General features: G+C 72.0%; 21 protein-coding genes and 1 tRNA gene. 18 read left to right on the plus strand and 4 right to left on the minus strand.

Annotated elements, in window-relative coordinates:
• Positions 1-14: 14 nt before the first annotated feature.
• Positions 15-530 (minus strand): VOC family protein, encoded by a 516-nt coding sequence (locus ABZ883_RS00105; protein WP_360898857.1) that lies wholly within the window; start codon positions 528-530, stop codon positions 15-17.
• 69 nt (positions 531-599) lie between these two features.
• Between ABZ883_RS00105 and ABZ883_RS00110 the strand changes: the two genes are divergently transcribed.
• Together ABZ883_RS00110 and ABZ883_RS00115 are read left to right on the plus strand one after the other, a co-directional pair.
• Complete coding sequence (locus ABZ883_RS00110) at positions 600-1,238, plus strand: LysE family translocator (RefSeq protein ID WP_360898860.1); 639 nt, start codon at positions 600-602, stop codon at positions 1,236-1,238.
• A gap of 28 nt (positions 1,239-1,266) precedes the next feature.
• Positions 1,267-1,584: a chorismate mutase gene (locus ABZ883_RS00115; protein ID WP_360898863.1), complete on the plus strand. Its 318-nt coding sequence runs from the start codon at positions 1,267-1,269 to the stop codon at positions 1,582-1,584.
• A 111-nt stretch (positions 1,585-1,695) separates the two neighbouring features.
• Here the strand turns inward: ABZ883_RS00115 and ABZ883_RS00120 are convergent, their stop codons facing one another.
• Positions 1,696-3,087 carry an OFA family MFS transporter gene (locus ABZ883_RS00120; RefSeq protein ID WP_360898866.1) on the minus strand — a complete coding sequence of 464 codons (1,392 nt, stop codon included), beginning with the start codon at positions 3,085-3,087 and terminating at the stop codon, positions 1,696-1,698.
• Between the two features lie 535 nt (positions 3,088-3,622).
• Here ABZ883_RS00120 and sucC point away from each other — a divergent pair.
• The 4 genes from sucC (at position 3,623) to ABZ883_RS00140 (ending at position 6,322) form a co-directional block, all read left to right on the plus strand.
• Positions 3,623-4,762, plus strand: a complete 1,140-nt coding sequence (gene sucC / locus ABZ883_RS00125) for an ADP-forming succinate--CoA ligase subunit beta (protein ID WP_360898869.1) — start codon at positions 3,623-3,625, stop codon at positions 4,760-4,762.
• A 5-nt stretch (positions 4,763-4,767) separates the two neighbouring features.
• On the plus strand, positions 4,768-5,640 hold the full coding sequence (gene sucD / locus ABZ883_RS00130; RefSeq protein WP_360898872.1) for a succinate--CoA ligase subunit alpha: 873 nt from the start codon (positions 4,768-4,770) through the stop codon (positions 5,638-5,640).
• On the plus strand, positions 5,640-6,059 hold the full coding sequence (locus ABZ883_RS00135; protein WP_360898875.1) for a carbonic anhydrase: 420 nt from the start codon (positions 5,640-5,642) through the stop codon (positions 6,057-6,059). Before sucD ends, ABZ883_RS00135 begins: the two co-directional genes overlap by 1 nt.
• Before the next feature lie 178 nt (positions 6,060-6,237).
• A tRNA-Leu gene (locus ABZ883_RS00140) sits at positions 6,238-6,322 on the plus strand.
• Between the two features lie 162 nt (positions 6,323-6,484).
• On the opposite strand, the gene ABZ883_RS00145 is transcribed toward ABZ883_RS00140, so the two are convergent.
• Positions 6,485-7,666 (minus strand): glycosyltransferase, encoded by a 1,182-nt coding sequence (locus tag ABZ883_RS00145; protein ID WP_360900169.1) that lies wholly within the window; start codon positions 7,664-7,666, stop codon positions 6,485-6,487.
• Between the two features lie 359 nt (positions 7,667-8,025).
• Between ABZ883_RS00145 and ABZ883_RS00150 the strand changes: the two genes are divergently transcribed.
• The 6 genes from ABZ883_RS00150 to ABZ883_RS00175 all read left to right on the plus strand — a co-directional run bounded on the left by ABZ883_RS00150 (position 8,026) and on the right by ABZ883_RS00175 (position 16,677).
• Positions 8,026-10,305 (plus strand): SpoIIE family protein phosphatase, encoded by a 2,280-nt coding sequence (locus ABZ883_RS00150; protein ID WP_360898878.1) that lies wholly within the window; start codon positions 8,026-8,028, stop codon positions 10,303-10,305.
• A 305-nt stretch (positions 10,306-10,610) separates the two neighbouring features.
• Complete coding sequence (locus ABZ883_RS00155; RefSeq protein ID WP_360898881.1) at positions 10,611-11,306, plus strand: hypothetical protein; 696 nt, start codon at positions 10,611-10,613, stop codon at positions 11,304-11,306.
• 181 nt (positions 11,307-11,487) lie between these two features.
• Complete coding sequence (frc, locus tag ABZ883_RS00160) at positions 11,488-12,717, plus strand: formyl-CoA transferase (RefSeq protein WP_360898884.1); 1,230 nt, start codon at positions 11,488-11,490, stop codon at positions 12,715-12,717.
• A 55-nt stretch (positions 12,718-12,772) separates the two neighbouring features.
• On the plus strand, positions 12,773-15,094 hold the full coding sequence (locus ABZ883_RS00165) for an FdhF/YdeP family oxidoreductase (RefSeq protein WP_360898887.1): 2,322 nt from the start codon (positions 12,773-12,775) through the stop codon (positions 15,092-15,094).
• A gap of 11 nt (positions 15,095-15,105) precedes the next feature.
• A complete protein-coding gene (locus ABZ883_RS00170; protein ID WP_360898891.1) occupies positions 15,106-15,669 on the plus strand; it encodes a carbonic anhydrase in 564 nt (187 codons plus the stop codon).
• A gap of 207 nt (positions 15,670-15,876) precedes the next feature.
• Positions 15,877-16,677 carry an acyl-CoA dehydrogenase family protein gene (locus tag ABZ883_RS00175; RefSeq protein WP_360898894.1) on the plus strand — a complete coding sequence of 267 codons (801 nt, stop codon included), beginning with the start codon at positions 15,877-15,879 and terminating at the stop codon, positions 16,675-16,677.
• A gap of 12 nt (positions 16,678-16,689) precedes the next feature.
• On the opposite strand, the gene ABZ883_RS00180 is transcribed toward ABZ883_RS00175, so the two are convergent.
• Positions 16,690-17,379, minus strand: a complete 690-nt coding sequence (locus ABZ883_RS00180; protein WP_360898897.1) for a GntR family transcriptional regulator — start codon at positions 17,377-17,379, stop codon at positions 16,690-16,692.
• Between the two features lie 405 nt (positions 17,380-17,784).
• Here ABZ883_RS00180 and ABZ883_RS00185 point away from each other — a divergent pair, with 405 nt between their 5' ends.
• The 6 genes from ABZ883_RS00185 (at position 17,785) to ABZ883_RS00210 (ending at position 25,101) form a co-directional block, all read left to right on the plus strand.
• Positions 17,785-18,270 carry an NAD(P)H-dependent oxidoreductase subunit E gene (locus ABZ883_RS00185; protein WP_360898900.1) on the plus strand — a complete coding sequence of 162 codons (486 nt, stop codon included), beginning with the start codon at positions 17,785-17,787 and terminating at the stop codon, positions 18,268-18,270.
• Positions 18,267-19,883 (plus strand): NADH-quinone oxidoreductase subunit NuoF, encoded by a 1,617-nt coding sequence (locus tag ABZ883_RS00190; RefSeq protein WP_360898903.1) that lies wholly within the window; start codon positions 18,267-18,269, stop codon positions 19,881-19,883. The genes ABZ883_RS00185 and ABZ883_RS00190 overlap by 4 nt, the downstream gene beginning before the upstream one ends.
• Positions 19,880-22,696: a formate dehydrogenase subunit alpha gene (gene fdhF / locus ABZ883_RS00195; RefSeq protein WP_360898906.1), complete on the plus strand. Its 2,817-nt coding sequence runs from the start codon at positions 19,880-19,882 to the stop codon at positions 22,694-22,696. Before ABZ883_RS00190 ends, fdhF begins: the two co-directional genes overlap by 4 nt.
• A 31-nt stretch (positions 22,697-22,727) precedes the next feature.
• Positions 22,728-22,910, plus strand: a complete 183-nt coding sequence (locus ABZ883_RS00200) for a formate dehydrogenase subunit delta (protein ID WP_360898909.1) — start codon at positions 22,728-22,730, stop codon at positions 22,908-22,910.
• 255 nt (positions 22,911-23,165) lie between these two features.
• The gene (locus ABZ883_RS00205; protein WP_030069301.1) at positions 23,166-23,369 is read left to right on the plus strand and encodes a cold-shock protein; all 204 of its coding nucleotides are present in this window, start codon (positions 23,166-23,168) and stop codon (positions 23,367-23,369) included.
• An 85-nt stretch (positions 23,370-23,454) separates the two neighbouring features.
• Positions 23,455-25,101, plus strand: a complete 1,647-nt coding sequence (locus ABZ883_RS00210) for a DEAD/DEAH box helicase (protein ID WP_360898912.1) — start codon at positions 23,455-23,457, stop codon at positions 25,099-25,101.
• Positions 25,102-25,105 lie beyond the last annotated feature (4 nt).

Consider the following 25,105-nt stretch of genomic DNA (forward strand, 5'->3'; position numbering starts at 1 on the left):
ACCGCCCTCGTGGATCAGAACAGCGCGTTGCCCTCGAAGTAGCCGAGCCGCTCCCGGTACAGCTCCAGGTTGAGGCCGTTGGGGTCGCGGATGTACAGGCTGTTGTCCACGCCCCGGTCCGGCCCGAGGTACTCGGTGCCCGCCGCGTCCAGGCGCTGCTTCGCCGCGTCGAACTGCTCCGCCGTCACCGACAGCGCCATGTGCTGCAGACCGCCGATGGTCTCGTGCTGTTCGGGGTGCTCGTGGCCGGGGAAGTCGAAGAAGCCCAGCAGGTTCCCGTGACCGATGTCGAAGAAGAAGTGGCTGGAACCCGCGTAGTCGCGGTTCTCGACCAGTTCCACCAGCGGGAAGCCCAGGAACTCCTGGTAGAAGCGGATGGTCTCCTCGACGTCGCGGCAGATGAACGCCACGTGGTGCACCCCCGCCGCCGTCGTCTCCGGCCGCTTGCCGGGCTCGCGCAGATAGGCCGCGCGCAGCTCCTCCCGCCGCGCCCGAACCGCCTCCAGCTCCTTGCCCTGCGGCTCACCCATGTCCGTCCCGCCTTTCAGCCCCGCCGATAATCCAGTGCGCCGGAAGATATACCCGATTACCCTCCCGCCATGGTGACCTTCGACCGACTGGCGGCCTTCGCCCTGGTATCGCTGGTGCTGGTGCTCATCCCCGGCCCCAGCGTGCTGTTCGTCATCGGCCGCGCGCTGGCGCACGGCCGCCGCGTCGCGCTGACCTCCGTGGCCGGCAACACCCTGGGCTCCTACGTCCTCGTCCTGGCCGTCGCGTTCGGCGTCGGCCCGGTGGTGGAGCGCTCGGCGCTGCTGTTCGCCGCGCTGAAGCTCGCCGGCGCCGCGTACCTGGTGTACCTGGGGGCCAAGGCACTGCGGCACCGCAAGGCGCTCAGCATGGCCGCCGCGGAGGCGGGGGCGGCGCGCGGCGCGCTGCGCACGCTGGCCGAGGGCTTCGTCGTCGGGGTGTCCAACCCCAAGACGATGGTCTTCTACGCCGCCGTCCTTCCGCAGTTCGTGGACCGCGCCGCCGGGCACGTCACCGTGCAGATGCTGCTGCTCGGCCTGGTCTTCAACGTCATCGCCCTGGCCTCCGACAGCACCATGGGCCTGGTGGCGTCCGCGGCCCGCTCCTGGTTCGCGCGCTCGCCGCGCCGGCTGTCGATGGTCGGCGGCGCGGGCGGCCTGGCCATGATCGGCCTGGGTGTCACGGTCGCCGCGACGGGGCGTACCGACTGATCACCGCGGCGCTGGATAGGCTGGGCGGATGGACGAAGGACACGCGGACGACGCGGCGGCGCTGGAGCGCCTGCGCCACCTGCGCGGCAGTATCGACAACCTGGACGCGGCCCTGGTCCACCTGCTCGCGGAGCGCTTCAAGGCGACGCAGCAGGTGGGCGAGTTGAAGGCCGCCCACCACATGCCGCCCGCCGACCCGCGGCGCGAGGCCGAGCAGATCGCGCGGCTGCGGCAGATGGCCGAGGAGGCGCACCTCGACCCGGCCTTCGCGGAGAAGTTCCTCAAGTTCATCGTCGAAGAGGTCATCCGGCACCACAAGGCGATCGCGGCCGACCGCTCCGGATGACCTCCGCGTGGGCCTCAGCCGTGGAGGTTCCACGGCTGAGGCTCCCGTCATGCTGTCCTTGCCGTCCGGCGGCCGGATGCCGCCGGGGTCAGCCGGTGCCCGGTGGGCACCTCAGACCATCTCCCGGCTGATGGGCTGCGGGTTCGGCCGGATGTCCTTGGCGCGGGGACGGCCCGGCTGCCGCAGCAGCAGCGACAGACCACCGGTGAACAGGCCGATGCAGCCGGCCAGGATGAAGGCGCCGCCATAACCCCAGGCGTCCACGACGATCTTGCCGACGCCCGCCCCGACGAGGCCGGAGACCAGCTTGGAGCTGTAGACCAGGCCGTAGTTGGAGGCGTTGTTGTTCTCCCCGAAGTAGTCCGCGGTCATCGCCGCGAACAGCGGGAAGATCGCTCCGCCGCCGAAGCCCGAGATCATCGACGCCAGCAGGAACAGCGGCATGCTGCCCATCGAGCCGGAGAAGTAGACCGCGAACTGCGCCAGGCCCAGCACCACGCAGACGAAGGTCAGCGTCTGGCGCCGCCCGTACCGGTCGGAGATCCAGCCGATGACACCGCGGCCGGTGCCGTTGACGATGGCCTTCAGGCTCATGGCGAGGGCCACGATGCCGCCCGCGAAGCCCATCTCGTCACCGAAGTCGACCTGGAACGAGATGCCGAAGATGTTCACGCCCGCCGTGCAGAGCAGGCAGAACCACATCAGGGGCAGGACGCCGGTCTTGACGGCCTCCATCGGGGTGTACTGCTTGACCGCCGGCGGGTTCTTCTCCAGCGCCCGGCGCACCCGGGGGTCGTCGGAGACCGCGAGCGGGTCGATGTGCGCGGGCCACCAGTTCTTCGGCGGGTCCTTGAAGAAGAAGCCGCTGACGGCGACGGCGAGCGCCAGCCCGATACCCACCACGACCAGGACGTTCCCGTAGTTGTCCAGGTCCATGTAGTTCTTGAACAGGAAGATGAAGGGCACCGACCCGTAGGCGAAACCGCCGTTGACGAAGCCGGTCTTGCCGCCCTTGCGCTCCGGGTACCACTTGCCGACCATGTTGATGCAGGTCGCGTAGACGAAACCGGCGCCGCCGCCGCCGAAGAAGCCGAAGCCCAGGTACGCCCAGAAGACATTGGGCGCGTGGGCCAGCGACAGGTAGCCGAGCAGGGTGCCGCCGGCGCCCAGCACCATGGCGGCGCGGGCCGACAGGGTGCCGTTCTCGCGCATCTTGCCGGCCGGGAAGGCCACCGCCGCCTGGAAGAGGATCCAGACGCCCAGCAGCCAGAAGATGTGCGCGCCGTGCCAGTTGTGCGCGTCGGCGAGCGTGTCCTCGGCGGAGGTGAACGCGTACTCCGAGGAGCTGATGGCCATCATGGCGACCCACGGCAGGATCACCATGGTCCACCGGGGCCGCCCCATGATCTGCCGGTCGGTTTCGCCGATCCGGTACGTGCGGCCGTTGCGGTCCGTCACCTCCGTGTATGAGCTGGGTGGTTGAGACGATGTCGATGACGCCATTGTCGTTCCCCTTGCCTCGTAAGAGCCGGGCCAGCGCCCCCTGGACGGTTCTCTTGTGGTGCTTCCGGGGCGGGCGGTCCGGTCGCGTGTCACGGGACCGGTGCCGCCCCTTGTGCTCCGCTCGCAAGCGGGAGCGACTGCCCGGTACGACGTCGTCCGGGCAGGATCAGTGGCGGGCCGAGTGTGCGGCCCGGGCGCGGCGGTTGGGCCGCGCTCGCGGAGGGACGTGCGTGCCGTCCCGTCCGCCTACGGCGGCGTACCGCCGGTGATGTTCCTGGCGAGGGGTGCCGCGCGTGAGGGCGCGGTGGGAGAAGTACCGGCGGCGGGTGCGGAGTTGCCCTCGTACATGGCGAGCCGGGGTCCTTCCGTTCGGGGCCGGTGAGTGGGTCGTTGGTGCGATTCCGTTCAGGAGTCTGTACATTGCATACAGCCGACGAATACTGTATGCAGACGTTTATCCCTCATCGGCCGTCCGGTGTCCAGAGGTGTGCACCGGATTCTCCGCCGACCCCAGTCAGGGCAGGTGCGTGTGACGATGGATCTGTTCGAGTACCAAGCACGGGAGCTCTTCGCGGACCACGGCGTCCCCGTGCTCGACTCCTCCGTGGTGGACGACCCCGCCGAGGCCCGCGCCGCGGCCGAGCGCCTGGGCGGACGGGTCGTGGTGAAGGCCCAGGTCAAAACCGGCGGCCGGGGCAAGGCGGGCGGTGTGAGACTCGCCTCCGGTCCCGCGGACGCGGAGGACAAGGCCCGCGCGATCCTCGGCATGGACATCAAGGGGCACACCGTCGGCACGGTCATGCTCACCGAGACCGCCGACATCCAGGACGAGTTCTACGTCGCCTATCTGCTCGACCGCACGGAACGCACCTTCCTCGCCATGGCCTCCGCCGAGGGCGGCATGGACATCGAGGAGGTCGCCGCCACCCGCCCCGGGGCCCTGGCCCGCGTCCCCGTCGACGCCGACGAGGGCGTCACGGAGGACAAGGCGCGCGAGATCGCCGCCGCCGGCGGCCTGCCGGACGAGGCCGTGCCCGTCCTGGTCGCCCTGTGGGAGGTCTTCACCGAGGAGGACGCCCTCCTGGTCGAGGTCAACCCGCTGGTACGGACCGAGGACGGCCGCATCCTCGCCCTCGACGGCAAGGTGTCCCTCGACGACAACGCCCGCTTCCGCCACCCCGCCCACGCCGCCTACGAGACCCCCGGCGAGGGCAACCCCCTGGAGGCCGCCGCCCGGGCCAAGGGCCTCAACTACGTCAAGCTCGACGGCACGGTCGGCGTCATCGGCAACGGCGCGGGCCTCGTCATGAGCACCCTCGACGTCGTCGCCCACCACGGCGGCGCCCCCGCCAACTTCCTCGACATCGGCGGCGGGGCCTCCGCCCAGGTCATGGCCGACGGCCTCGGCGTCATCCTCTCCGACCCCGACGTCACCTCCGTCCTCGTCAACGTCTTCGGCGGCATCACCGCCTGCGACGCCGTCGCCGACGGCATCGTGCAGGCCCTCGGTCTCGTCGACCTCACCAAGCCCCTCGTCGTGCGCCTCGACGGCAACAACGCCGAGCGAGGCCGGGCCGTGCTCGCCGCCGCGGCACCGACGCTGGGGCCGCTCGTACAGCAGCTGGACACCATGGACGGCGCGGCCGCGCGGGCCGCCGCGCCCGCAAGGAGCTGATCGCGATGGCCATCTTCATCGACCGCAACAGCAAGGTGATCGTGCAGGGCATGACCGGCTCGGAGGGCATGAAGCACACCCGGCGCATGCTCGCCTCGGGCACGGACGTCGTCGGCGGCGTCAACCCGCGCAAGGCCGGCACCCATGTGGAGTTCGACGGGCGCATCATCCCGGTCTTCGGGTCGGTCAAGGAGGCGATCGGCGCCACGGGCGCGGACGTCAGCGTCGTCTTCGTGCCGCCGCCCTTCGTCCGCGCCGCCGTCGACGAGGCCGCGGACGCCGGAACCCCCCTCGTCGTCGTCATCACCGAGGGCGTCCCCGTGCACGACACCGTCGCCTTCCGGGCCCGCGCCACCGCGGCCGGGACGCGCGTCATCGGCCCCAACTGCCCCGGCCTGATCAGCCCCGGGCAGTCCAACGCGGGCATCATCCCCGCCGACATCACCACCGCGGGCCGCATCGGACTGGTCTCCAAGTCCGGCACCCTCACCTACCAGCTGATGTACGAGCTGCGCGACCTCGGCTTCTCCACCGCCGTCGGCATCGGGGGCGACCCCGTGATCGGCACCACCCACATCGACTGCCTGCGCGCCTTCCAGGACGACCCCGACACCGACCTCATCGTCATGATCGGCGAGATCGGCGGCGACGCCGAGGAGCGGGCCGCGGCCTACATCTCGCGCCTGGTCACCAAGCCCGTCGTCGGGTACGTCGCGGGCTTCACCGCCCCCGAGGGCAGGACCATGGGCCACGCCGGCGCCATCGTCTCCGGCTCGGCGGGCACCGCCCGGGCCAAGAAGCAGGCCCTGGAGGCCGCGGGCGTCGCGGTCGGCAGCACGCCCTCGGAGACCGCCCTCCTCGTCCGCGGGCTGCTGTGATGACGGGCACCGAGGACCTGCTGGTCCGTCGCCACGACGTCGGCGCCGCCCTCATCCCGCTCGACCCGAGGAAGCGGGAGCCGCAGACCCGGGTCGCCATCCTCGCCTGCATGGACGCCCGGCTCGGCGTCGAGGCGATGTTCGGCCTGCGTGCGGGCGACGCCCATGTCATCCGCAACGCGGGCGGGTGCGTCACCGACGACGCGGTCCGCTCGCTGCGGCTGAGCCAGATACGGGAGGGCACCCGCGAGATCGTGCTGGTGCACCACGAGGACTGCGCCGCGCTGAGCGACCCGGACGAGGACCTGCGCACCTGCATGGCCCGCGTCGAGGACAACCCGCAGCTGCCGCACACCGAGGCGGTACGGGGCTTCCTCTACACCCGCAGCGGCGCACTGCGGGAGGTGCGTCCGGCGTGAGTCGGGCCCGATGACCGCTGCCCGATGACCACAGACCGCGGCACCGTGCGCCCCGCGACCCCCCGGGGGAGGGCGGCGTACGGTGCCGCGGCCCCGCGGATACGCAGGTGAAACCCGCCCCGAATCCTTGGTATCGTTGTCCTTGTCGCCGCGGGGATGCCCCGCGGTCGGACACCCGGTCCGGGTGGCGGAATGGCAGACGCGCTAGCTTGAGGTGCTAGTGCCCTTTATCGGGCGTGGGGGTTCAAGTCCCCCCTCGGACACAGCAGTCGAAGCAACGGAAAGTGCCGGCAGGGAGTGATCCCGGTCGGCCTTTGTGCTTTCCGCGGGCGCGACGTGCCGACGGGGACGCCGCGCGGGGCAGCCGGTTCCCCGGCTGCCCCTGGCGCCGCGGAGCGTGGTCGCCCCGTCGCCCGCCGTGTCCCTCAGAGCGCCTCCGGCAGCGGGGCCGCGCCCATCCCCTGGTGCACGCGGTCGAGGAGCGCGGCGTACGCGGCGATCATGCGCGTGCGGCTGAAGCGCTCGCGGCTGAGGGCCATCGAGGCGCCGAATTCCGCCCGGCGGGCCAGGGCGTCGGCCCAGGCCTCCCCGATCGCCTCGGGGTCCTGCGGGGTGATGATGCCGTGGCCGGCCACGATCGCCGCGGTGTCGCCGACGTCGGTGGCGACCGGGACGGCGCCGCACATCATGCCCTCGATCAGGCACAGCGGCGCTGCCTCCCCCGAGGAGGACGTCAGGGCCACCACGTCGGCGGCCGCGTAGACCGTCTCCATGTCGCCCCGCACACCGAGCAGATGGAGTCCGCGGGGGAGCCGCGACCCGTCGCCGAAGGCGTCCGCGATGTCCGCGCGCAGCGCGAGGTTGGCCTCGGTCATGCCCGCGCCGCACATCAGGACATGCCCGTCCGGCTCACGCCGCAGCCACGCCTGCGCGGCCCGCAGGAACAGCGGGACGTTCTTCATCGTGGCGTAGCGCGCGGCGAAGACCACCGCCGGCGCCTGGTCCGGGATGCCCAGCGCGGAGCGCAGCAGCACCCGCCGCGCGGGGTCGGGGCGGAAGCGCAGCAGGTCGACGCCGTTGGGGATGACATGCAGCAGCTCGCCCGGGATCCCGGCGGCCTCGTACGCGACGCGCGTGGACTCGGCGCAGCAGACGCAGGCCGCGATCCTGCCGCTCGCGACGGCGGCCTTGAGCTCGTCGAGGGCCTGTCCCTGGTTCTCCGGGTCGGAGCGGTGCAGGCAGACCACGACGGGCCGCAGCGGCAGGCCGGCCTGGTTGAGCAGTTCCAGGGGCTGCTCCTTGAGCGACAGGATGACGTCGGCGGCCGCCGTCGCCCTGGCGGTGGCGGCCAGTTCCGGTCCGGTGAAGGCCGTCGGGCCCCCGGTCGGCCCGAAACTGCGGCCCAGGGAGGTGACTTCCACCCCGGCCGCCGTCAGCGACCGGTAGCAGGCGTCGTTCTCCATCGGCTGGCGGGTCGCCTCCCGATGCACCTCACCGTGCATGCTGAGCACGCTGTGGTGCTGACCGCCCTCGCGCAGTCCGAGGACGACGTCGCTGTGCAGGATCCGGGCCCCACCGGAGAAGAAGCCCTCATAAACGGAGAGCACACGCAGTCCGTGCGTCACGCGCACACCATCACCCGCCTTGCAGAAGTTCTGAACGACCCCCGTGATCTGCGGGTTAGCCGATATCTGGGGGGATGGAGATGACGCCGTCCTGAACACGGCCCTTCGCCTGGACGTACGATCGGTTGTCTGCGACCCAACAACCTGAGCCAGGGTCTATACGGTACAAGTCGGGCCCCGGCGAGGTCACCCCGGCTGCGCGAACTTCGGCGGGTTTGCCCGGATGTACGGGCGGCCCGCGCCGCCGGACGCGTCGACCCGCGGGTCAGCGGGCACGGGCATTCCGATAGGAACCGCGCATACGCCGCACATATACTGCCAACGGACAGGAAACCTCCGTGATGAGCAGCCGGACAGTCACAGGACACGACCGCGAGGCGGTCCCCTCCCCGGCGCTGGGCGGCGATCTGGCGGCGGTGATCCACCGTGCGCTCCGCGAGGCCGCGGACCGGCTCGACGGTGTCGCGGCGGCCGTGTACCTCCTGACCGCGGACGGCGGCGAACTCAACGCGGCCATGATCGGCGGCAGCTCGCCCTCGGTGTTCACCCTGCCGGGACACATGGCACTGGACGCCCCCTACGCCTCCTCACGCGCCCTGGCCGCCGAGGCGGTCGTGGTCCTGACCGATCCGGACCCGCAGGTCGAGGACCGGTCCGATCCGCCGCTCGACCTGCCGCACTACCCCTTCGCCGTCGCCGCGACCCCGCTCGTCTGCGAAGGAGTGCGTTTCGGCGCGCTGTCCGTCCTCCGGCCGGAGACCCGCGGCGGATACGACGACGCCGACCGCGCGCGGCTGGCGGCACTCGGCGACCGGCTCGCGCAGACCTTCGCGGCGCTGGCCGGGCGGGGCACGGCGATTGTGCCCGGCCACATGCCCGCGGTGGTCCCTATCGACCGCGCCGCACGCACCGAGGTGGTGGACGAGACGGCGGGGGACGTGCTGTGGGGAGTGCGCGGCGTCGCCGGCTCCGTGGGGCTGAGCCTCATGTACCCGCTGCGCCGGCTCTCCGAGATGGTCAACCAGGCCACGACCCTGGACCAGCTCGTCGGTGCGGCGGGCTTCTGCGTCATGGCGCCGTTCCGGGCCAAGGCCCTGGTGCTGGCGTCCGTCGGCCGGGGGCGCCTCTGGGTCGTCGGTCACAGCGGGGACTCCGCGGACCTGGTGCGGCGGATCCACGGCAGCGGGCTGCACACCGCGCAGCCCGCGACGGAGGCGGTCCGGCGGCGGACACTGGTCGTCGCCGGCGGGTGCGCTCCGCTCGCGGCCGGACCGCTCCTGCCCGACGACGGGTCCCCCTCCGCGGCCTTCCTCCCGCTCGTCGGGAACCAGCACGTCATCGACCTCCCCTTCATCGGGAAGGACGACGTCGTCGGCGTGTGCTGCCTGGAGTTCGCCGGCCCGCGCCGCTTCTCGCCCGAGGAGCGGGCGGTGCTGGCGATGATGGCGGGCACGCTGGGCCCGGCCGTCGAACGGGTGGAACTGGGCCGCAAGCGGCACGCACTCGCCGAGACCCTGCAGAAGAGGCTGCTTCCGCCGGTGCTCTCGGAATCGCCCCAGCTGACGACGACGGCCCGCTACGAGCCCGCCGTGGCCGCCTCCGAGGTCGGCGGCGACTGGTACGACGTGATCGACCTGCCGGGCCGCCGTGTCGTGCTGGTGGTGGGCGACGTGGAGGGGCACGCGATGGAGAGCGCCGCCCTCATGGGCCAGTTGCGCGGCGCGGTGGTGGCGTACGCGACCGAGGGGCACAAGCCGGCGGCGGTGATCGACCGGACCGGCAGACTGCTCGCCCGGCTCGGCACCGACCTGCTGGCCACCTGCTGTGTCATCGCCCTGGACACCGCCGACGGCGTGGCCGAGGTGGCCCTCGCGGGCCATCCACCGCCGCTCGTCATGGGCCCCGACGGAGGTGTCGCCGTCCTGGAGGCCCCCTCCAACGTGCCGCTCGGCGTGGCCGCGGGCGGGGCCTGCCGGGCGCGGGAGCACACGGTCGCGCCTGGGTCGGTGCTGATGCTGTACTCGGACGGGCTGGTGGACGCGTGCGCGCCCGACCCCACCGCCGCCGCGGCCGGCTTGTTCCGTACCGGCGGCTGCATGGCGGGGGACAACCTCGAAGAGCTCGCCGACGGCGTCGTCGCCGAGATGCCGGGGTTCGACCAGCGCCGCGACGACGCGGTACTGCTGCTGGCCCGTTTCGAGGGCGCCGACGTCCGCGACGGCTCCCGGACGGGTCATCTCCACCTTCAGGAGCACGACCTGCTGGGCGTCAAGGCGGCCCGGGGCTTCGTGCACGACTCGCTGCGCGCGTGGGGCCTGGAGGAGATGACGGAGGACCTCCAGCTCGTCGCCTCCGAGGTCGTGACGAACGCGCTCATCCACGCGGGAAGCGACGTCGACGTACGGCTGCGGGCCTTCCGCGACAACATCCGCATGGAGGTCCGCGACTCCGACAGCGACCCGCCCGTCCCCTCGGCCTTCTCCCTCACGGAGGAGGGCAGTTCCCAGGCGGAGTCCGGACGCGGCCTCTTCCTCGTGGACGCGCTGACCAGGGCGTGGAACAGCTCCCCGAACGGCCGCGGCAAGACGGTCTGGCTGGAGATGGCCATCCCGGGCGCCTGAGGGGCCGCCCAGGGGCGGCGGAGGGTCTCGTGCGCCCCTGGGCGGTGCCGCCCGTCAGGCGCGTCCTGGGCCGCCTTGAGCCACCGGCGGGGCCGGTCGCGCGGTCGGGGCCCGGCGGCCTGCCGCACCGGTGTCGTTCCGGAGACCCCGGGCCGGTCACCGGGACGTCCCGCGAGGGGGAGGGCCGCGACCGGGGCAACCGGTGCCGGTTGGAGCGCTCCGTGGCGCGAGCACGACGCCCGGGCCGGCTCCCGCCCCCCCGGGCCGCAGACCGCTGTCGGACCGCGCTGTTACGGTCCCCGGTCATGGCGGCAGACGACGGCATCGCATGGATCGGCGCACGGTGGCCCGACGACGACGCGGACCCCCTCCTCGGGGTGCAGGCGGGTCTGGTGTTCGCGGAGGGCATCGCACCGCAGGACCTGGCGGTGGTGTTCGGCGCGGTTCCGTGGGAGATGCCGGAGCCGGTGGGCGCGGAGGCCAAGGCGGTCTGGGACCGCACGCATCCCTCCACGTGCGTCCCCGACGAGCCGCTGGTGACCGTCTACGGCAAAGAGGGCGAGTGGTCGTTCCTCGCCGGGCACTTCGACTACCTCGTCCCGTTCCGCGAGGACTTCGCGCTGCCGCGCGGGCCGGGCCGGGCCGTGCTTCTCTACAACATCGCCGCCAAGGGCATGTACTGCATGGCCTGGTTCGAGGGCGGCCGGCTGGTGTGGCAGGGCGAGCTCCGCCGCCGGTTCGACGGACAGGCGGCACTGGACGGCCGGCACTACTTCGACGACGTGCCCGAGCCGGCCTTCCTCAACTGGGCCATGCACGACGCGGGGTGCCGGCCGGAGGTCCGGTACACCGACGGGCGTCCGGTCTTCGAGGACGACGGCCGCATAGCCGACTGGCCGCAGCGGTTCCTCAAGGGCCTGGAGATCGCGTTCGGCTTCTCCGTGTGCCAGGAGACCTTCGACGCGGGCGGGTACCCGCTGGCCGCCGTCCACTGGTCCTGAATCGCCGGGCGCTCCCCGCCCGGCCCCGCGGGGTGCCCGCACGGGCAAATATTTGCCGGCGCGCTCTGGACATCCGTCACGCCTGCCGCGACCATGAAGGAACTCCATACGGTATGCAATCTACAGTCCAGGAGTCAGTCAGTCGGTCGGGTCGGTGTGGACAGGTGAGGTGGGGACGGCGATGAGCAGGGCACTCGAAGGCATTCGTGTTCTGGACATGACGCACGTGCAGTCCGGGCCGTCGGCGACGCAGTTGCTGGCGTGGCTGGGCGCCGACGTGATCAAGCTGGAGGCGCCGGGGGGTGACATCACCCGCAGTCAGCTGCGCGACCTGCCGGACGTGGACAGCCTGTACTTCACGATGCTCAACGCCAACAAGCGGAGCATCACCCTGAACACCAAGACGCCGCGCGGCAAGGAGCTCCTGACCGAGCTCATCGGCCGCAGCGACGTGATGGTGGAGAACTTCGCCCCGGGCGCCATCGACCGGATGGGCTTCACCTGGGAACGCATCCACGCGATCAACCCGCGGATCGTCTACGCCTCCATCAAGGGCTTCGGCGACGGCCCCTACACCGACTACAAGGCGTACGAGGTCGTCGCGCAGGCGATGGGCGGGTCGATGGCCACGACCGGGTTCGACGACGGCCCGCCGATGGCGACCGGTGCGCAGATCGGCGACTCCGGCACCGGCATGCACGCGGTGGCCGGCATCCTGGCCGCGCTGTACCAGCGCACCCACACCGGACGCGGTCAGCGGGTGCAGGTCGCCATGCAGCACGCGGTGCTCAACCTGTGCCGCGTCAAGCTCCGCGACCAGCAGCGCCTGGCCCACGGCCCGCTCGCGGAGTACCCGAACGACGACTTCGGCGACGAGGTGCCGCGGTCGGGCAACGCCTCCGGCGGCGGCCAGCCCGGCTGGGCCGTCAAATGCGCGCCCGGCGGGCCCAATGACTACGTGTACGTCATCGTCCAGCCCACCGGCTGGCCGCCCATCGCCGAACTCATCGGCCGCCCGGAACTGGCGCGGGACCCCGAGTGGGCCACCCCCCAGGCGCGGCTGCCGAAGCTCGCCAAGATGTTCCAGCTCATCGAGGAGTGGACCAGCACGCTGCCCAAGTGGCAGGTCCTGGAGCAGCTCAACGGCCACAACATCCCGTGCGGGCCGATCCTGTCCACCAAGGAGATCATCGAGGACGCCAGTCTGCGCGCCAACGAGATCGTCGTGGACGTCCCGCACCCCCAGCGCGGCTCGTACACCACCGTGGGCAACCCCCTCAAACTCTCCGACTCGCCCACCACCATCACCCGCTCACCCCTCCTCGGTGAGCACAACCACGACATCTACATCTCCGAACTCGGCATCGACGAGGCCGAGTTGCCCGACCTCAGGGCGCGGGGCGTGATCTGACGGCGACCGCGATCCGCAGGTACCGGGGCAACAGCAGAAAGGCACAGGCCAGAACGTGAGCACCATCGAGGACCCGAGCGACGAGCATCTGGAGGTGACGGCGCCCAAGACCTGGGCGACCGGACTGCCGGCCGTGACCCACGCGATCCAGTACTCCCTGGGCCAGACCACGGTCCGGCGGACGGCGCTGACCCTGCTGAACATCAATCAGGCCAAGGGTTTCGACTGCCCCGGCTGCGCGTGGCCGGAGCCGGACCCGGCACACCGGCACCTCCAGGAGTACTGCGAGAACGGCGCCAAGCACATCAGCGACGAGGCGACCTCGCGCCGGGTCACCGCGGACTTCTTCCGCGCACACCCGGTGTCCGAGCTGGACGGCAAGTCCGACCTCTGGCTCAACCAGCAGGGCCGGCTCACCGAACCCATGGTCAAGCGGCCCGGCTCGGACCACTACGAGCCGATCGGCTGGGACGGCGCCCTCGACCTGCTCGCCGGTGAACTGCGCGCCCTGGACTCCCCGGACGAGGCCCTGTTCTACACCTCGGGCCGCGTCGGCAACGAAGCCGCCTTCCTGCTCCAGCTCTTCGCCCGCGCCTACGGCACCAACAACCTGCCCGACTGCAGCAACATGTGCCACGAGTCCAGCGGCTCCGCCCTCAACGAGACCCTGGGCATCGGCAAGGGCAGCGTCTCCCTGGAGGACATCCACGGGTCCGACCTGGTCTTCGTCGTTGGCCAGAACCCGGGCACCAACCATCCGCGGATGCTCTCCGCGCTGGAGGAGACCAAGCGGCGCGGGGGCCGGGTCGTCGCGGTCAACCCGCTGCCCGAGGCCGGGCTGATGCGGTTCAAGCACCCCCAGAAGGCCCGCGGCATCCTCGGCCGCGGGACGGCCATCGCCGACCAGTTCCTGCAGATCCGGCCCGGCGGCGACCTCGCGCTGTTCCAGGCGCTCAACCTGCTCCTGCTGGAGGCCGAGGACGCCGCGCCGGGGACCGTGCTGGACCACGCGTTCATCGACACCCGCTCCACGGGCTTCGACGAGTTCGCCCGGCACGCCCGCAAGACCGACTGGGACGACGTCCGCGAGGCCACGGGGCTGACCCGCGAGGAGATCGAGCAGGTCCACGAGCGGGTGCTGAACAGCAGGAGCGTCATCGTCTGCTGGGCGATGGGCCTGACCCAGCACAAGCACGGTGTGCCCACCATCCGCGAGGTCGTCAACTTCCTGATGCTGCGCGGGAACATCGGGAAGCCGGGGGCGGGCGTGTGCCCCGTGCGCGGCCACAGCAACGTGCAGGGCGACCGCACCATGGGCATCTGGGAGCGGATGCCGCAGGCCTTCCTGGACGCGCTGGAGCGGGAGTTCGGCTTCACGCCGCCCACCCGGCACGGCTGGGACACCGTGGACTCCATCAGGGCCATGCGCGACGGACGGGCCAAGGTCTTCGTCGGCGTCGCCGGCAACTTCGTCCGGGCCGCGCCCGACAGCGAGCTGACCGAGGCGGCGCTGCGCAAGTGCCGCCTCACCGTGCACATCTCGACCAAGCTCAACCGCTCCCACACGGTGTGCGGCGAGACGGCGCTGATCCTGCCGACCCTGGGCCGCAGCGACCGGGACGTCCAGGGCGGCGTCGAGCAGTTCGTCACCGTCGAGGACTCGATGAGCCAGGTGCACGCCTCGCGCGGCCGGCTGGAGCCCGCCTCCCGCACGCTGCTCAGCGAGGTGGCGATCGTCTCGCGGCTGGCCGCCCGGACCCTCGGCGACACCCCGTCCCTTCCCTGGGCGGAGTTCGAGGCGGACTACGGCGCCGTCCGGGAGCGCATCTCCCGGGTCGTGCCCGGCTTCCACGACTACTCCGCCCGGGCGGCCGAGCCGGGGGGCTTCGCGCTGCCGAACCCGGTCAACCACGGGACGTTCCCCACCCCGAGCGGCAAGGCGGTCTTCACATGCAACGACTTCGCGATGGTGCAGGCCCCCGAGCGGCACCTCGTCCTGCAGACGCTGCGCTCGCACGACCAGTGGAACACCGTCCCGTACGCGATGAACGACCGCTACCGCGGCATCCACGCAGGCCGCCGCGTCGTCCTGGTGAACCCCGCCGACCTGGCGGCCCTCGGCCTCGCCGACCGTGACCTCGTCGACCTGGTCGGCGTGTGGCACGACGGGGTGGAACGCCGCGCCCGCGGCTTCCGGGTGATCCCGTACCCGACGACTCCGGGGTCGGCCGCCGCGTACTACCCGGAGACCAACGTCCTGGTGCCGCTGGACAGCGTGGCCGACATCAGCAACACCCCGACATCGAAGGGAATCGTGATCCGGCTCGAACCGTCCGGCAGCCCGGCACGGGTCCCTTCACCCCGACGACCGGAATGAGGCAGCCCAGCATGTCGACGTCGACGCAACCCCCCGCGCAGTCCTCCGGCGGCCCCCGCGGCCCGGAGACGGTCACCGACCGCCTCGTGGCGTCCAACCGGAAGTACGCCGCCGGGTTCACCGATCCGGGCATGGGGGCCCGCCCCGTCCTGGGGGTGGCCGTCGTGGCCTGCATGGACGCGCGGATCGATCTGCACGCCGCCCTCGGCCTCGCACTGGGCGACTGCCACACCATCCGCAACGCGGGCGGCGTGGTCACCGACGACACGATCCGCTCCCTGACCATCAGTCAGCGGGCCCTGTCCACCCGCAGCATCGTGCTGATCCACCACACGGGGTGCGGCCTCCAGACCCTGACCGAGGACTTCCGGCACGAACTGGAGCGGGAGGTCGGGCAGCGGCCGGCCTGGGCCGTGGAGGCGTTCCAGGACGTCGACCAGGACGTCCGGCAGTCGATGCAGCGGGTGCGGACCTCACCGTTCCTCCCGCACACCGACGACGTCCGGGGCTTTGTCTTCGACGTGTCGACCGGGCTGCTGCGGGAGATCGGCCCCCAGGCCGACGCGCGGCCCTGAGCCGGCCAGGTGTGCGCGCGGGCCGGCGGACGGCAACCGGCCGGGCCGCCCGACGACGGGCCCCGGCACACGGCCCGCGCGCACGGTGGCGGGGCCGGCCGGCGCGGACGTGCTCCGCGGCGGCCGGCCCCGTACGCCCGGGAACCACGACTCCCGTACGCCGACCGGCCCCCAGCGGGCCGGAAACCACTCCCGAGGGGGCACCCCGTGCCGTACCGCACCGCTTTCTCCCACGTCCTGAGCAGCGTCATCGAGCCCTCCGCCGAGCGGACCGGCACGGAGGGCAGGTTTCCGCGCGGTGCGGTGACGGCTCTGGGCCGTGCCGGGCTGCTCGGACTCACCGTCTCCGCGGACCTGGGCGGCGGCGGCCTCGGCCTGTCCGAGGCCGCCGAGGTCGTCGCGCGGATCGCCCGGGTGTGCCCGGCCACCGCGGCGGTGCTCCAGTCGCACTACGCGGCGGTCGCCGTCCTGGAGGTCCACGGCAGCCGCTGGATCCGCGGCGAGATCGCCGCCGGCCGCCACCTCGGCAGTCTCGCCCTGACCGAGGGCGCCCCCGGGGAGCGGGTCCCCGCGAACGGGCCCTGGACCCCGCGCTCGACGGCGTCCCGCACCGGTGACGTGGTGGCCCTGAGCGCCCGCAAGCGCGAGGTGGTCGCCGCCGGAGAGGCCGACAGCTACGTATGGTCCTCCCGGCCGCTCGCCGCGGAGGACGGGATGACGCTCTGGACGGTGCCCGCGCACGCCCCCGACCTCTTCGTCCCCGCCCGCACGGACGGGGCGGGACCGTACGGCAGCGCCACCTCCGGCGTCGTCGCGGACCCGGTCCTCGTCCCCGCGGACGCGATGCTGGGGGAGGACGGCGGAGGGCTCGGCATCGTGCTGGGCACCGTGCTGCCGTGGCTGCTGGAACTGCGGGAGGCCCTCGGCGAGACCGCCGTCCACCCCTCCGTGGCGGTCGTGGCCGACGCGGGCCCTGACCGGCGTCCCGCCGGCGCCCTCGCGTCCTGAGGGGGCCGGAGGTCAGCCGCGGCCGGACGCCTTGCCGGCGACGGCCCTGCGGAACTCGCCGGTGCGCTGGGTGTGCTTGCGCATGATCTCGCTCGCGCGGTCCGCGTCGCCCTTGGCGATGGCCTTGATGAGCGAGGCGTGCTCGTTCCAGGCCTCCTTGCCGCGGGGTCTGGCGATGGGGGTGTAGTACCAGCGCACCTTGCGGCTCACCTGCGAGATCAGCTCGGCCAGTACGGCGTTGCCGGCCACGGAGGTGATGAAGGCGTGCAGCGCGATGTTGGCTGCCACCAGGCGCTCGATGTCGCCGCCGGCGAGGGCGTCGACGCCGTCCTGGTGCAACTCCCACAGGCGGGCGACGTCCTCCGGTGTCGCGTTGCGCGCGGCGAGTTCGGCCGAGTACGTCTCCAGGACGCCGCGGACACCGAGCAGTTGGCCGGCTTCCTCTTCGGTGGGGGAGTGGACGAAGGCGCCTTGTGCGGGGCGGAGGTCGACCCAGCCGTCGGTCTGGAGGCGTTGGAGGGCTTCGCGTACGGGCTGGCGGCTGACGCCGAGGTGTTCGGCGAGTTCGGCCTCGACCAGGTGCTGCCCGGGCGTGAGGGTGCCGTTGATGATCAGTTCGATCAGTGCGTCGTAGACGGCCTGGCGCAGCGGCGCAGGGCGGGCGACGCGATGACCGGCCGCCGCCGTCAGGGCCTCGCGCATCGTTCCCCCGTTCTGCCGGCGAGCCTGCGGGGCCGACGGCTCTGCCAGTGGAGTCCGCCGAGAGGGGCCTGGACGGCGGCGCCTGAGTATACAGGTTTTGGTATGCAACATGGCGTGTGCTGCCGGTGTGCGGAGGCGTGTTGATCCTGCGTCAGGGCGCGCCGGGCGGCGGTGCCGAACCGGTAAAAGTTCGACAGCATTCTGTATGCAGAAGCTTGTATGCGTTATCTTCCTAGGAGTACCGCCAGCACCGCCTGAAAACCGAAGCGGCTCTGTACGTCGGTCACGGACCCCGCGCATCCGCAGGAGAGGTCAAGGGGCCCGCATGTGTGTGCATCGAATGTGCCGTACGGCAGTTGAGCGTCCCGCGCCCGGACTCCCGCGCGCCGCGAAGGCGGAGCGGTCATGACGCCGGGGAGCACCGACGGGACCGACGCGTCCGTCGAGCAGGTGGTCCGGGCGGCCGCCGCCGACCACCGGGGTGACCGGGGGCCGCTGCTGCCGATCCTGCACTCCGTCCAGGCCGAGTTGGGCTGCGTGCCGCAGGAGGCCGTCCCGGTGCTCGCGGACGAGCTCAACCTCTCCCGGGCCGACGTCCACGGAGTGGTGACCTTCTACCACGACTTCCGGCGCGAGCCCGCGGGACGTACCACCGTGCGGATATGCCGCGCCGAGGCCTGCCAGGCCGTCGGCGCCGAGGACCTGATGGACTGGGCCCGCGAGGCCGGACTGAAGCCGGGCGGCACAACCGCCGACGGCTCGGTGACCGTCGAGCAGGTCTTCTGCCTCGGCAACTGCGCCCTGGGGCCCTCGGTCGAGGTGAACGGCCGGCTGTACGGACGCGTGGGCACGGCCCGGCTGGGCTCCCTCCTCAAGGGGACGGTCCGATGACAGAGCGCACTTCCGACCCCACTGTGACGATCTGGGTCCCCCGCGACTCGGCGGCCCGGTCCGTCGGCGCGGACGAGGTCGCCGACGCGCTGCGCCACGCCGCCGCCGAACGGGAGCTGCCCGTCGAGATCGTGCGCAACGGCTCCCGCGGCATGCTCTGGCTGGAACCACTGGTGGAGGTGGCCACCCCCGCCGGCCGCGTCGGCTACGGACCCGTTGCTCCCGAGGACGTCGAGGGGCTGCTGACCGCCGGCCTGCTGGAGGGCGCCGACCACCCGCTGCGCCTCGGCATCGTGGACGAACTGCCCTGGCTGGCACGGCAGAAGCGGGTCACCTTCGCCAGGATCGGCGTGACCGACCCCCTGTCGGCCGAGGACTACCTCGCCCACGGCGGACTGGAGGGGCTGCGCGCGGCACTGGCCCTCGCCCCCGCGGACGTGGTCACCGAGGTCACCGACTCCGGACTGCGCGGCCGCGGCGGCGCGGGATTCCCCGCCGGCATCAAGTGGAAGACCGTCCTCGGCTGCGCCGACGAGCTGAAGTTCGTCTGCTGCAACGCCGACGAGGGCGACAGCGGCACCTTCGCCGACCGCATGGTCATGGAAGGCGACCCGTTCATGCTCATCGAGGGCATGACCATCGCCGCGCACGCGGTCGGCGCCCGCGAGGGCTACCTGTACATCCGCTCGGAGTACCCCGACGCGGTGGCCACCATGCGCGCGGCCATCGACATCGCGCGGGAGCACGGATGGCTCGGCAAGGGCGTCCTCGGCTCCGCGCTCGACTTCGACCTGCACGTGCGGGTCGGCGCCGGCGCGTACATCTGCGGCGAGGAGACCTCCATGCTGGAGAGCCTGGAGGGCAAGCGCGGCACGGTGCGCGCCAAGCCGCCGATCCCCGCGATCGAGGGCCTGTTCGGCAAACCGACCGTCGTCAACAACGTCCTCACCCTGGCCACCGTGCCCGTCGTCATGGCGCACGGCGCGAAGGCGTACCAGGAACTCGGCGTCGACCGCTCCCGCGGCACCCAGGTGTTCCAGCTCGGCGGCAACATCGCCCGCGGCGGCATCGTGGAGACCGCGTTCGGTATCACCCTGCGCGAACTGGTCGAGGACTACGGCGGCGGGACGGTCTCCGGGCGCCCGGTGCGCACGGTCCAGGTCGGCGGGCCGCTCGGCGCCTACCTGCCGACGACGATGTTCGACCTGCCGATGGACTACGAGGCCTTCGCGGCGGCGGGCGCCATGCTCGGCCACGGCGGCGTCGTCGTCTTCGACGACAGCGTCGACATGGCCGCGCAGGCCCGCTTCGCGATGGAGTTCTGCGCCGAGGAGTCCTGCGGCAAGTGCACCCCCTGCCGCGTCGGCTCCGTCCGCGGCGTCGAAGTGATCGACAAGATCGTGGCCGGTCACCAGCGGGACGAGAACCTCGCCCTGCTGGAGGACCTGTGCGAGCTGATGACCGACGGCTCGCTGTGCGCGATGGGCGGCCTGACCCCCATGCCGGTGCGCAGCGCCATCGCCCACTTCCCCGACGACTTCCTCGCTCGTGACACCGGCCAGGGGAGCCGGAACAGGCAGCCCAGCGGCGCCAGGACGGAGGGTCCGGCATGACACTTCTCAAGGAACCCGACTTCGGCACACCCGAGCGGCCCGGCGCGGCGACGGTGTCGGTGGAGGTCGACGGGATGCCGGTGACCGTGCCCGAGGGCACGTCGGTCATGCGCGCCGCCGCGCAGGCCGGCATCGACATCCCCAAACTCTGCGCCACCGACAGCCTGGAGCCCTTCGGCTCCTGCCGGCTGTGCGTGGTGGAGATCGACGGCCGCCGCGGCACCCCCGCCTCGTGCACCACGCCGGTGGCCGACGGCATGCAGGTGCGCACCCAGACGCCGAAGGTGGAAAAACTCCGCCAGGGCGTCATGGAGCTCTACATCTCCGACCACCCGCTGGACTGCCTCACCTGCCCGGCCAACGGCGACTGCGAACTGCAGGACATGGCCGGGGTCGTCGGACTGCGGCAGGTCCGCTACGGCTACGAGGGCGAGAACCACCTCGACGCCCCCAAGGACACCTCCAACCCGTACTTCGACTTCGACGCGTCCAAGTGCATCGCCTGTTCCCGCTGCGTCCGCGCCTGCGGCGAGGTCCAGGGCACCTTCGCGCTGACCATCGAGGGACGCGGCTTCGACTCCAAGGTCTCGGCGGGCGCCGGCGAGAGCTTCATGGACTCCGAGTGCGTCTCCTGCGGGGCCTGCGTGCAGGCCTGCCCGACCTCCACGCTCCAGGAGAAGTCGGTGGTCGAACTCGGCATGCCGACCCGCTCGGTGGTCACCACCTGCGCGTACTGCGGCGTCGGCTGCTCGTTCAAGGCGGAGCTGCGCGGCGACGAGCTGGTGCGGATGGTGCCGTACAAGGACGGCGGGGCGAACGAGGGCCACTCCTGCGTGAAGGGCCGCTTCGCCTTCGGCTACGCGTCGCACCCCGACCGGGTCCTCAAGCCCATGGTGCGCGAGAGCATCACCGACCCGTGGCGCGAGGTCGAGTGGGACGAGGCCATCGGCACCGTCGCCCGGCGGATGCGCGAGCTCCAGCAGCGCTACGGCTCGGGCTCGATCGGCGCCATCACCTCCTCGCGCTGCACCAACGAGGAGGTGTACGTCGTCCAGAAGATGGTGCGCGCCGCCTTCGGTAACAACAACGTCGACACCTGCGCCCGGGTCTGCCACTCCCCGACGGGATACGGGCTCAAGCAGACCTTCGGCGAATCGGCGGGAACCCAGGACTTCCGTTCCGTGGCCGAGGCCGACGTGATCATGGTGATCGGCGCCAACCCCACCGACGGGCACCCGGTGTTCGCCTCGCGGATGAAGCGCCGGCTGCGCGAGGGCGCCAAACTCATCGTGGTCGACCCGCGCCGCATCGACCTGGTGCGCTCCCCGCACATCCAGGCCGAGCACCACCTCCAGCTGCGGCCCAGCACGAACGTCGCCGTCGTCAACGCCATGGCCCACGTGGTGGTCACCGAGGGCCTGGTCGACCGGGCCTTCGTGGCCGAGCGGTGCGAGGACTTCGACGAGTGGGCCGAGTTCATCGCCCGCCCGGAGAACAGCCCGGAGGCGGCCGAGGAGATCTGCGGCGTGCCGGCCGAGGAACTGCGCGCCGCGGCGCGGCTGTACGCGCAGGCACCCAACGGGGCCATCTACTACGGCCTCGGCGTCACCGAGCACAGCCAGGGCTCCACCATGGTCATGGGGATGGCCAACCTCGCGATGGCGTGCGGCAACCTCGGCCGGGACGGCGTCGGCGTCAACCCGCTGCGCGGCCAGAACAACGTTCAGGGCTCCTGCGACATGGGCTCCTTCCCGCACGAACTGCCCGGCTACCGGCACGTCTCCGACGACGCGGTGCGCAAGGTCTTCGAGAACCTGTGGGGCGGTACCCTGCTCGCCGAGCCCGGGCTGCGGATCCCCAACATGTTCGACGCGGCGATCGACGGCACCTTCCGCGGCCTGTTCGTCCACGGCGAGGACATCGCCCAGTCCGACCCCAACCTCGGGCACGTCACCGCCGCGCTGGCGGCCATGGAACTGGTCGTCGTCCAGGACCTGTTCCTCAACGAGACCGCCAAGTTCGCGCACGTCTTCCTGCCCGGCGCGTCCTTCCTGGAGAAGGACGGCACCTTCACCAACGCCGAGCGCCGGATCAACCGGGTGCGCGCGGTGATGAAGCCGAGGACCGGCAAGCACGAGTGGCAGATCGTGAGCGAGATCGCCACGGCCATGGGCTACCCCATGGCGTACGACCACCCGAGCCGGATCATGGACGAGATCGCCGCGGTCACGCCCACCTTCACCGGCGTCTCCTTCGAGCTGCTGGACAAGCTCGGCAGCGTCCAGTGGCCGTGCAACGAGGCGGCACCGGAGGGCACGCCGATCATGCACGTGGACGAGTTCGTGCGGGGCAAGGGCAGGTTCGTGGTCACCACCTTCGTGCCGACCGCCGAGCGCAGCACCCGGCGCTTCCCGCTGGTCCTGACCACCGGCCGGATCCTCAGCCAGTACAACGTGGGCGCGCAGACCCGCCGCACCGGCAACGTGGCCTGGCACCCCGAGGACGTGCTGGAGATCCACCCGCACGACGCCGAGGTCCGCGGCATCACCGACGGTGCCATGGTGACGCTGGCCAGCCGGGTGGGGCAGACGACGCTGCGCGCGGAGATCTCCGACCGCATGCCCACCGGGGTCGTCTACACCACGTTCCACCACCCGGTCACCGGCGCCAACGTGGTCACCACCGAGAACTCGGACTGGGCGACCAACTGCCCGGAGTACAAGGTGACCGCCGTGCAGGTCGCCCTCGCGCGGCCGCCGCGGCACGAGGACGCCGAGCCCGCAGCCGACAGCCTGCTCACGGTGGGGGACTGAGATGGCCGCGGGAGTGCCGTCGGAACGGAGAATGGCGAACGACATCGCCGCGAACCTTGTGCACCTGCCCGGGGAGCGGGCGGCCGAGGCCGTCGCGGGCCACATCGGCAGGTTCTGGGACCCGCGCATGCGCGCCCGGCTCTTCGCGTACGTCGACGCCGGGGCGGACGGCCTGGACCCCTTGGTGGTGGCCGCGGTGCGGCTCATGCGCTGACCTGGTGCGGCACCGGCACCCGGACGGCGGAGGAGGCCCCCTCCGCCGTCCGGGAACCGGCTGTGGGCGGACTCACAGCCGGCCGCTCCCGAGCGGCGGCGGGGCCGGCGGGCGTCCTGTGCTAAGGTTGCCGTAGTTGCAGTTGTGGTACCCAAGGATCTTTATGCGCCTGGTGGGAGTGACTTCTCCTTCAGGCGCATTATTTGTTCTCCGGCATCTCCGGATGGGGCCTCTGCCTACTGAGGGAGAAAAGTCATGGCACAGGGAACCGTGAAGTGGTTCAACGCCGAAAAGGGTTTCGGCTTCATCGAGCAGGACGGCGGCGGCCCTGACGTCTTCGCCCACTACTCGAACATCGCGACCCAGGGCTTCCGTGAGCTCCAGGAGGGCCAGCGGGTCTCGTTCGACGTCACCCAGGGCCAGAAGGGCCCGCAGGCGGAGAACATCGTCCCCGCCTGATCGCCTGACGCGTATCTGCTCACCGGGGTCCGCACCGTCTGGTGCGGACCCCGTTTTGCGCTGGTTCCAGGAAGGCAGTAACCGCATGTCCCGCAGGCCCCAGAAGCCGGTCCGGCGCACGTCGCCGTCCGCATCGTCCGCAGCGTCGGCGCCGCGGGAGTTCCGGCTGCCGGAAAGCACCACCCCCGCCCTTCCCCCCGTCGAGGACTTCGCCGCCCTCGACATGCCCGCGGGGCTGCTGAAGACCCTCACCGCGCAGGGCGTCACCGACCCCTTCCCGATCCAGGCCGCCACGCTGCCGAACTCGCTGGCCGGCCGGGACCTCCTGGGCCGCGGGCGGACCGGCTCCGGCAAGACCCTCGCCTTCGGGCTGGCGCTCCTGGCCCGCACCGCGGGACTGCGCGCGGAGCCCAAGGCACCGCTCGCCCTGGTGCTGGTGCCCACCCGCGAGCTCGCCCAGCAGGTGGCGGACGCCCTGACCCCGTACGCGACGGCCGTCAACCTCCGGCTGACCACGGTGGTGGGCGGGCTGTCCATGACCCGGCAGGCCGCCACGCTGCGCCGCGGCGTCGAGGTCCTCGTGGCCACCCCGGGCCGGCTCAACGACCTCGTGGACCAGGGCGCCTGCCTGCTCGGCGACGTGCGCATCACCGTGCTGGACGAAGCCGACCAGATGACCGACATGGGCTTCATGCCGCAGATCACCAAGCTGATCGAGCGCGTACGCCCCGACGGCCAGCGCATGCTCTTCTCGGCCACCCTGGACGGCAACATCGACCGCCTGGTGCAGCGGTTCCTGACCGACCCGGTGACGCACTCCGTCGACCCGTCCGCGGGCGCGGTGACCACCATGGAGCACCACGTGCTCCACGTCCTGGACGAGACCGACAAGAAGGCCGTCACCACGCGCATCGCGGCACGCGACGGCCGGGTCATCCTCTTCCTCGACACCAAGCGGGCCGCCGACCGCCTCGCCAAGCGGCTGCTGTCCGTCGGCGTCCGCGCGGCGGCCCTGCACGGCGGCCGCTCCCAGCCGCAGCGCAACCGCACCCTGGAGCAGTTCAAGACCGGCCTGGTCACCGCGCTGGTCGCCACGAACGTCGCGGCGCGCGGCATACACGTGGACGACCTCGACCTCGTCGTGAACGTCGATCCGCCCACCGACCACAAGGACTACCTGCACCGGGGCGGCCGCACGGCCCGCGCCGGCGGTTCCGGCAGCGTGGTCACGCTCGTGCTGCCCGAGCAGAAGCGGGACGTCACCCGGCTCATGTCGGACGCGGGCATCCGCCCCCGGACGGCCCGCATCACCTCGTCCGACGCGGCGCTGACCACCATCACCGGCGCGCGCGAGCCGTCCGGTGTGGCCGTCACCATCGAGGTCCCCGAGCCGACGGCGCCGGCCCCCCGCACCTCCGAGCCCGGCAAGCGGCCCAGCCGCCGGCGCCGCAGCGGCGGCGGTGCGACCGCCGCCTCGACCGGCACCGGTACGGGCGGTCAGGGCGCGGACCGCCGCCGGGCGGGTACCCGCGGTGCCACGACCGGATCGGCCGCCACGGGCGGCGGGACCCCCCGGGGCCGCGACCGCCGTACCGGCTCCGGCACGGCGAACGGCACCGCCCGCCGTACGGCCTCCGGCGACGGGCAGGGCGGTACGGGTGGCCGCCGCGGCGGCCAGGGCGGTCAGGGCGGCCGCACCGGCCAGGCCGGCCGCCGCACCTCCGCGAACTGAGCGG

This window comes from Streptomyces sp. NPDC046977, from assembly GCF_040644455.1.
Classification (GTDB): domain Bacteria; phylum Actinomycetota; class Actinomycetes; order Streptomycetales; family Streptomycetaceae; genus Actinacidiphila.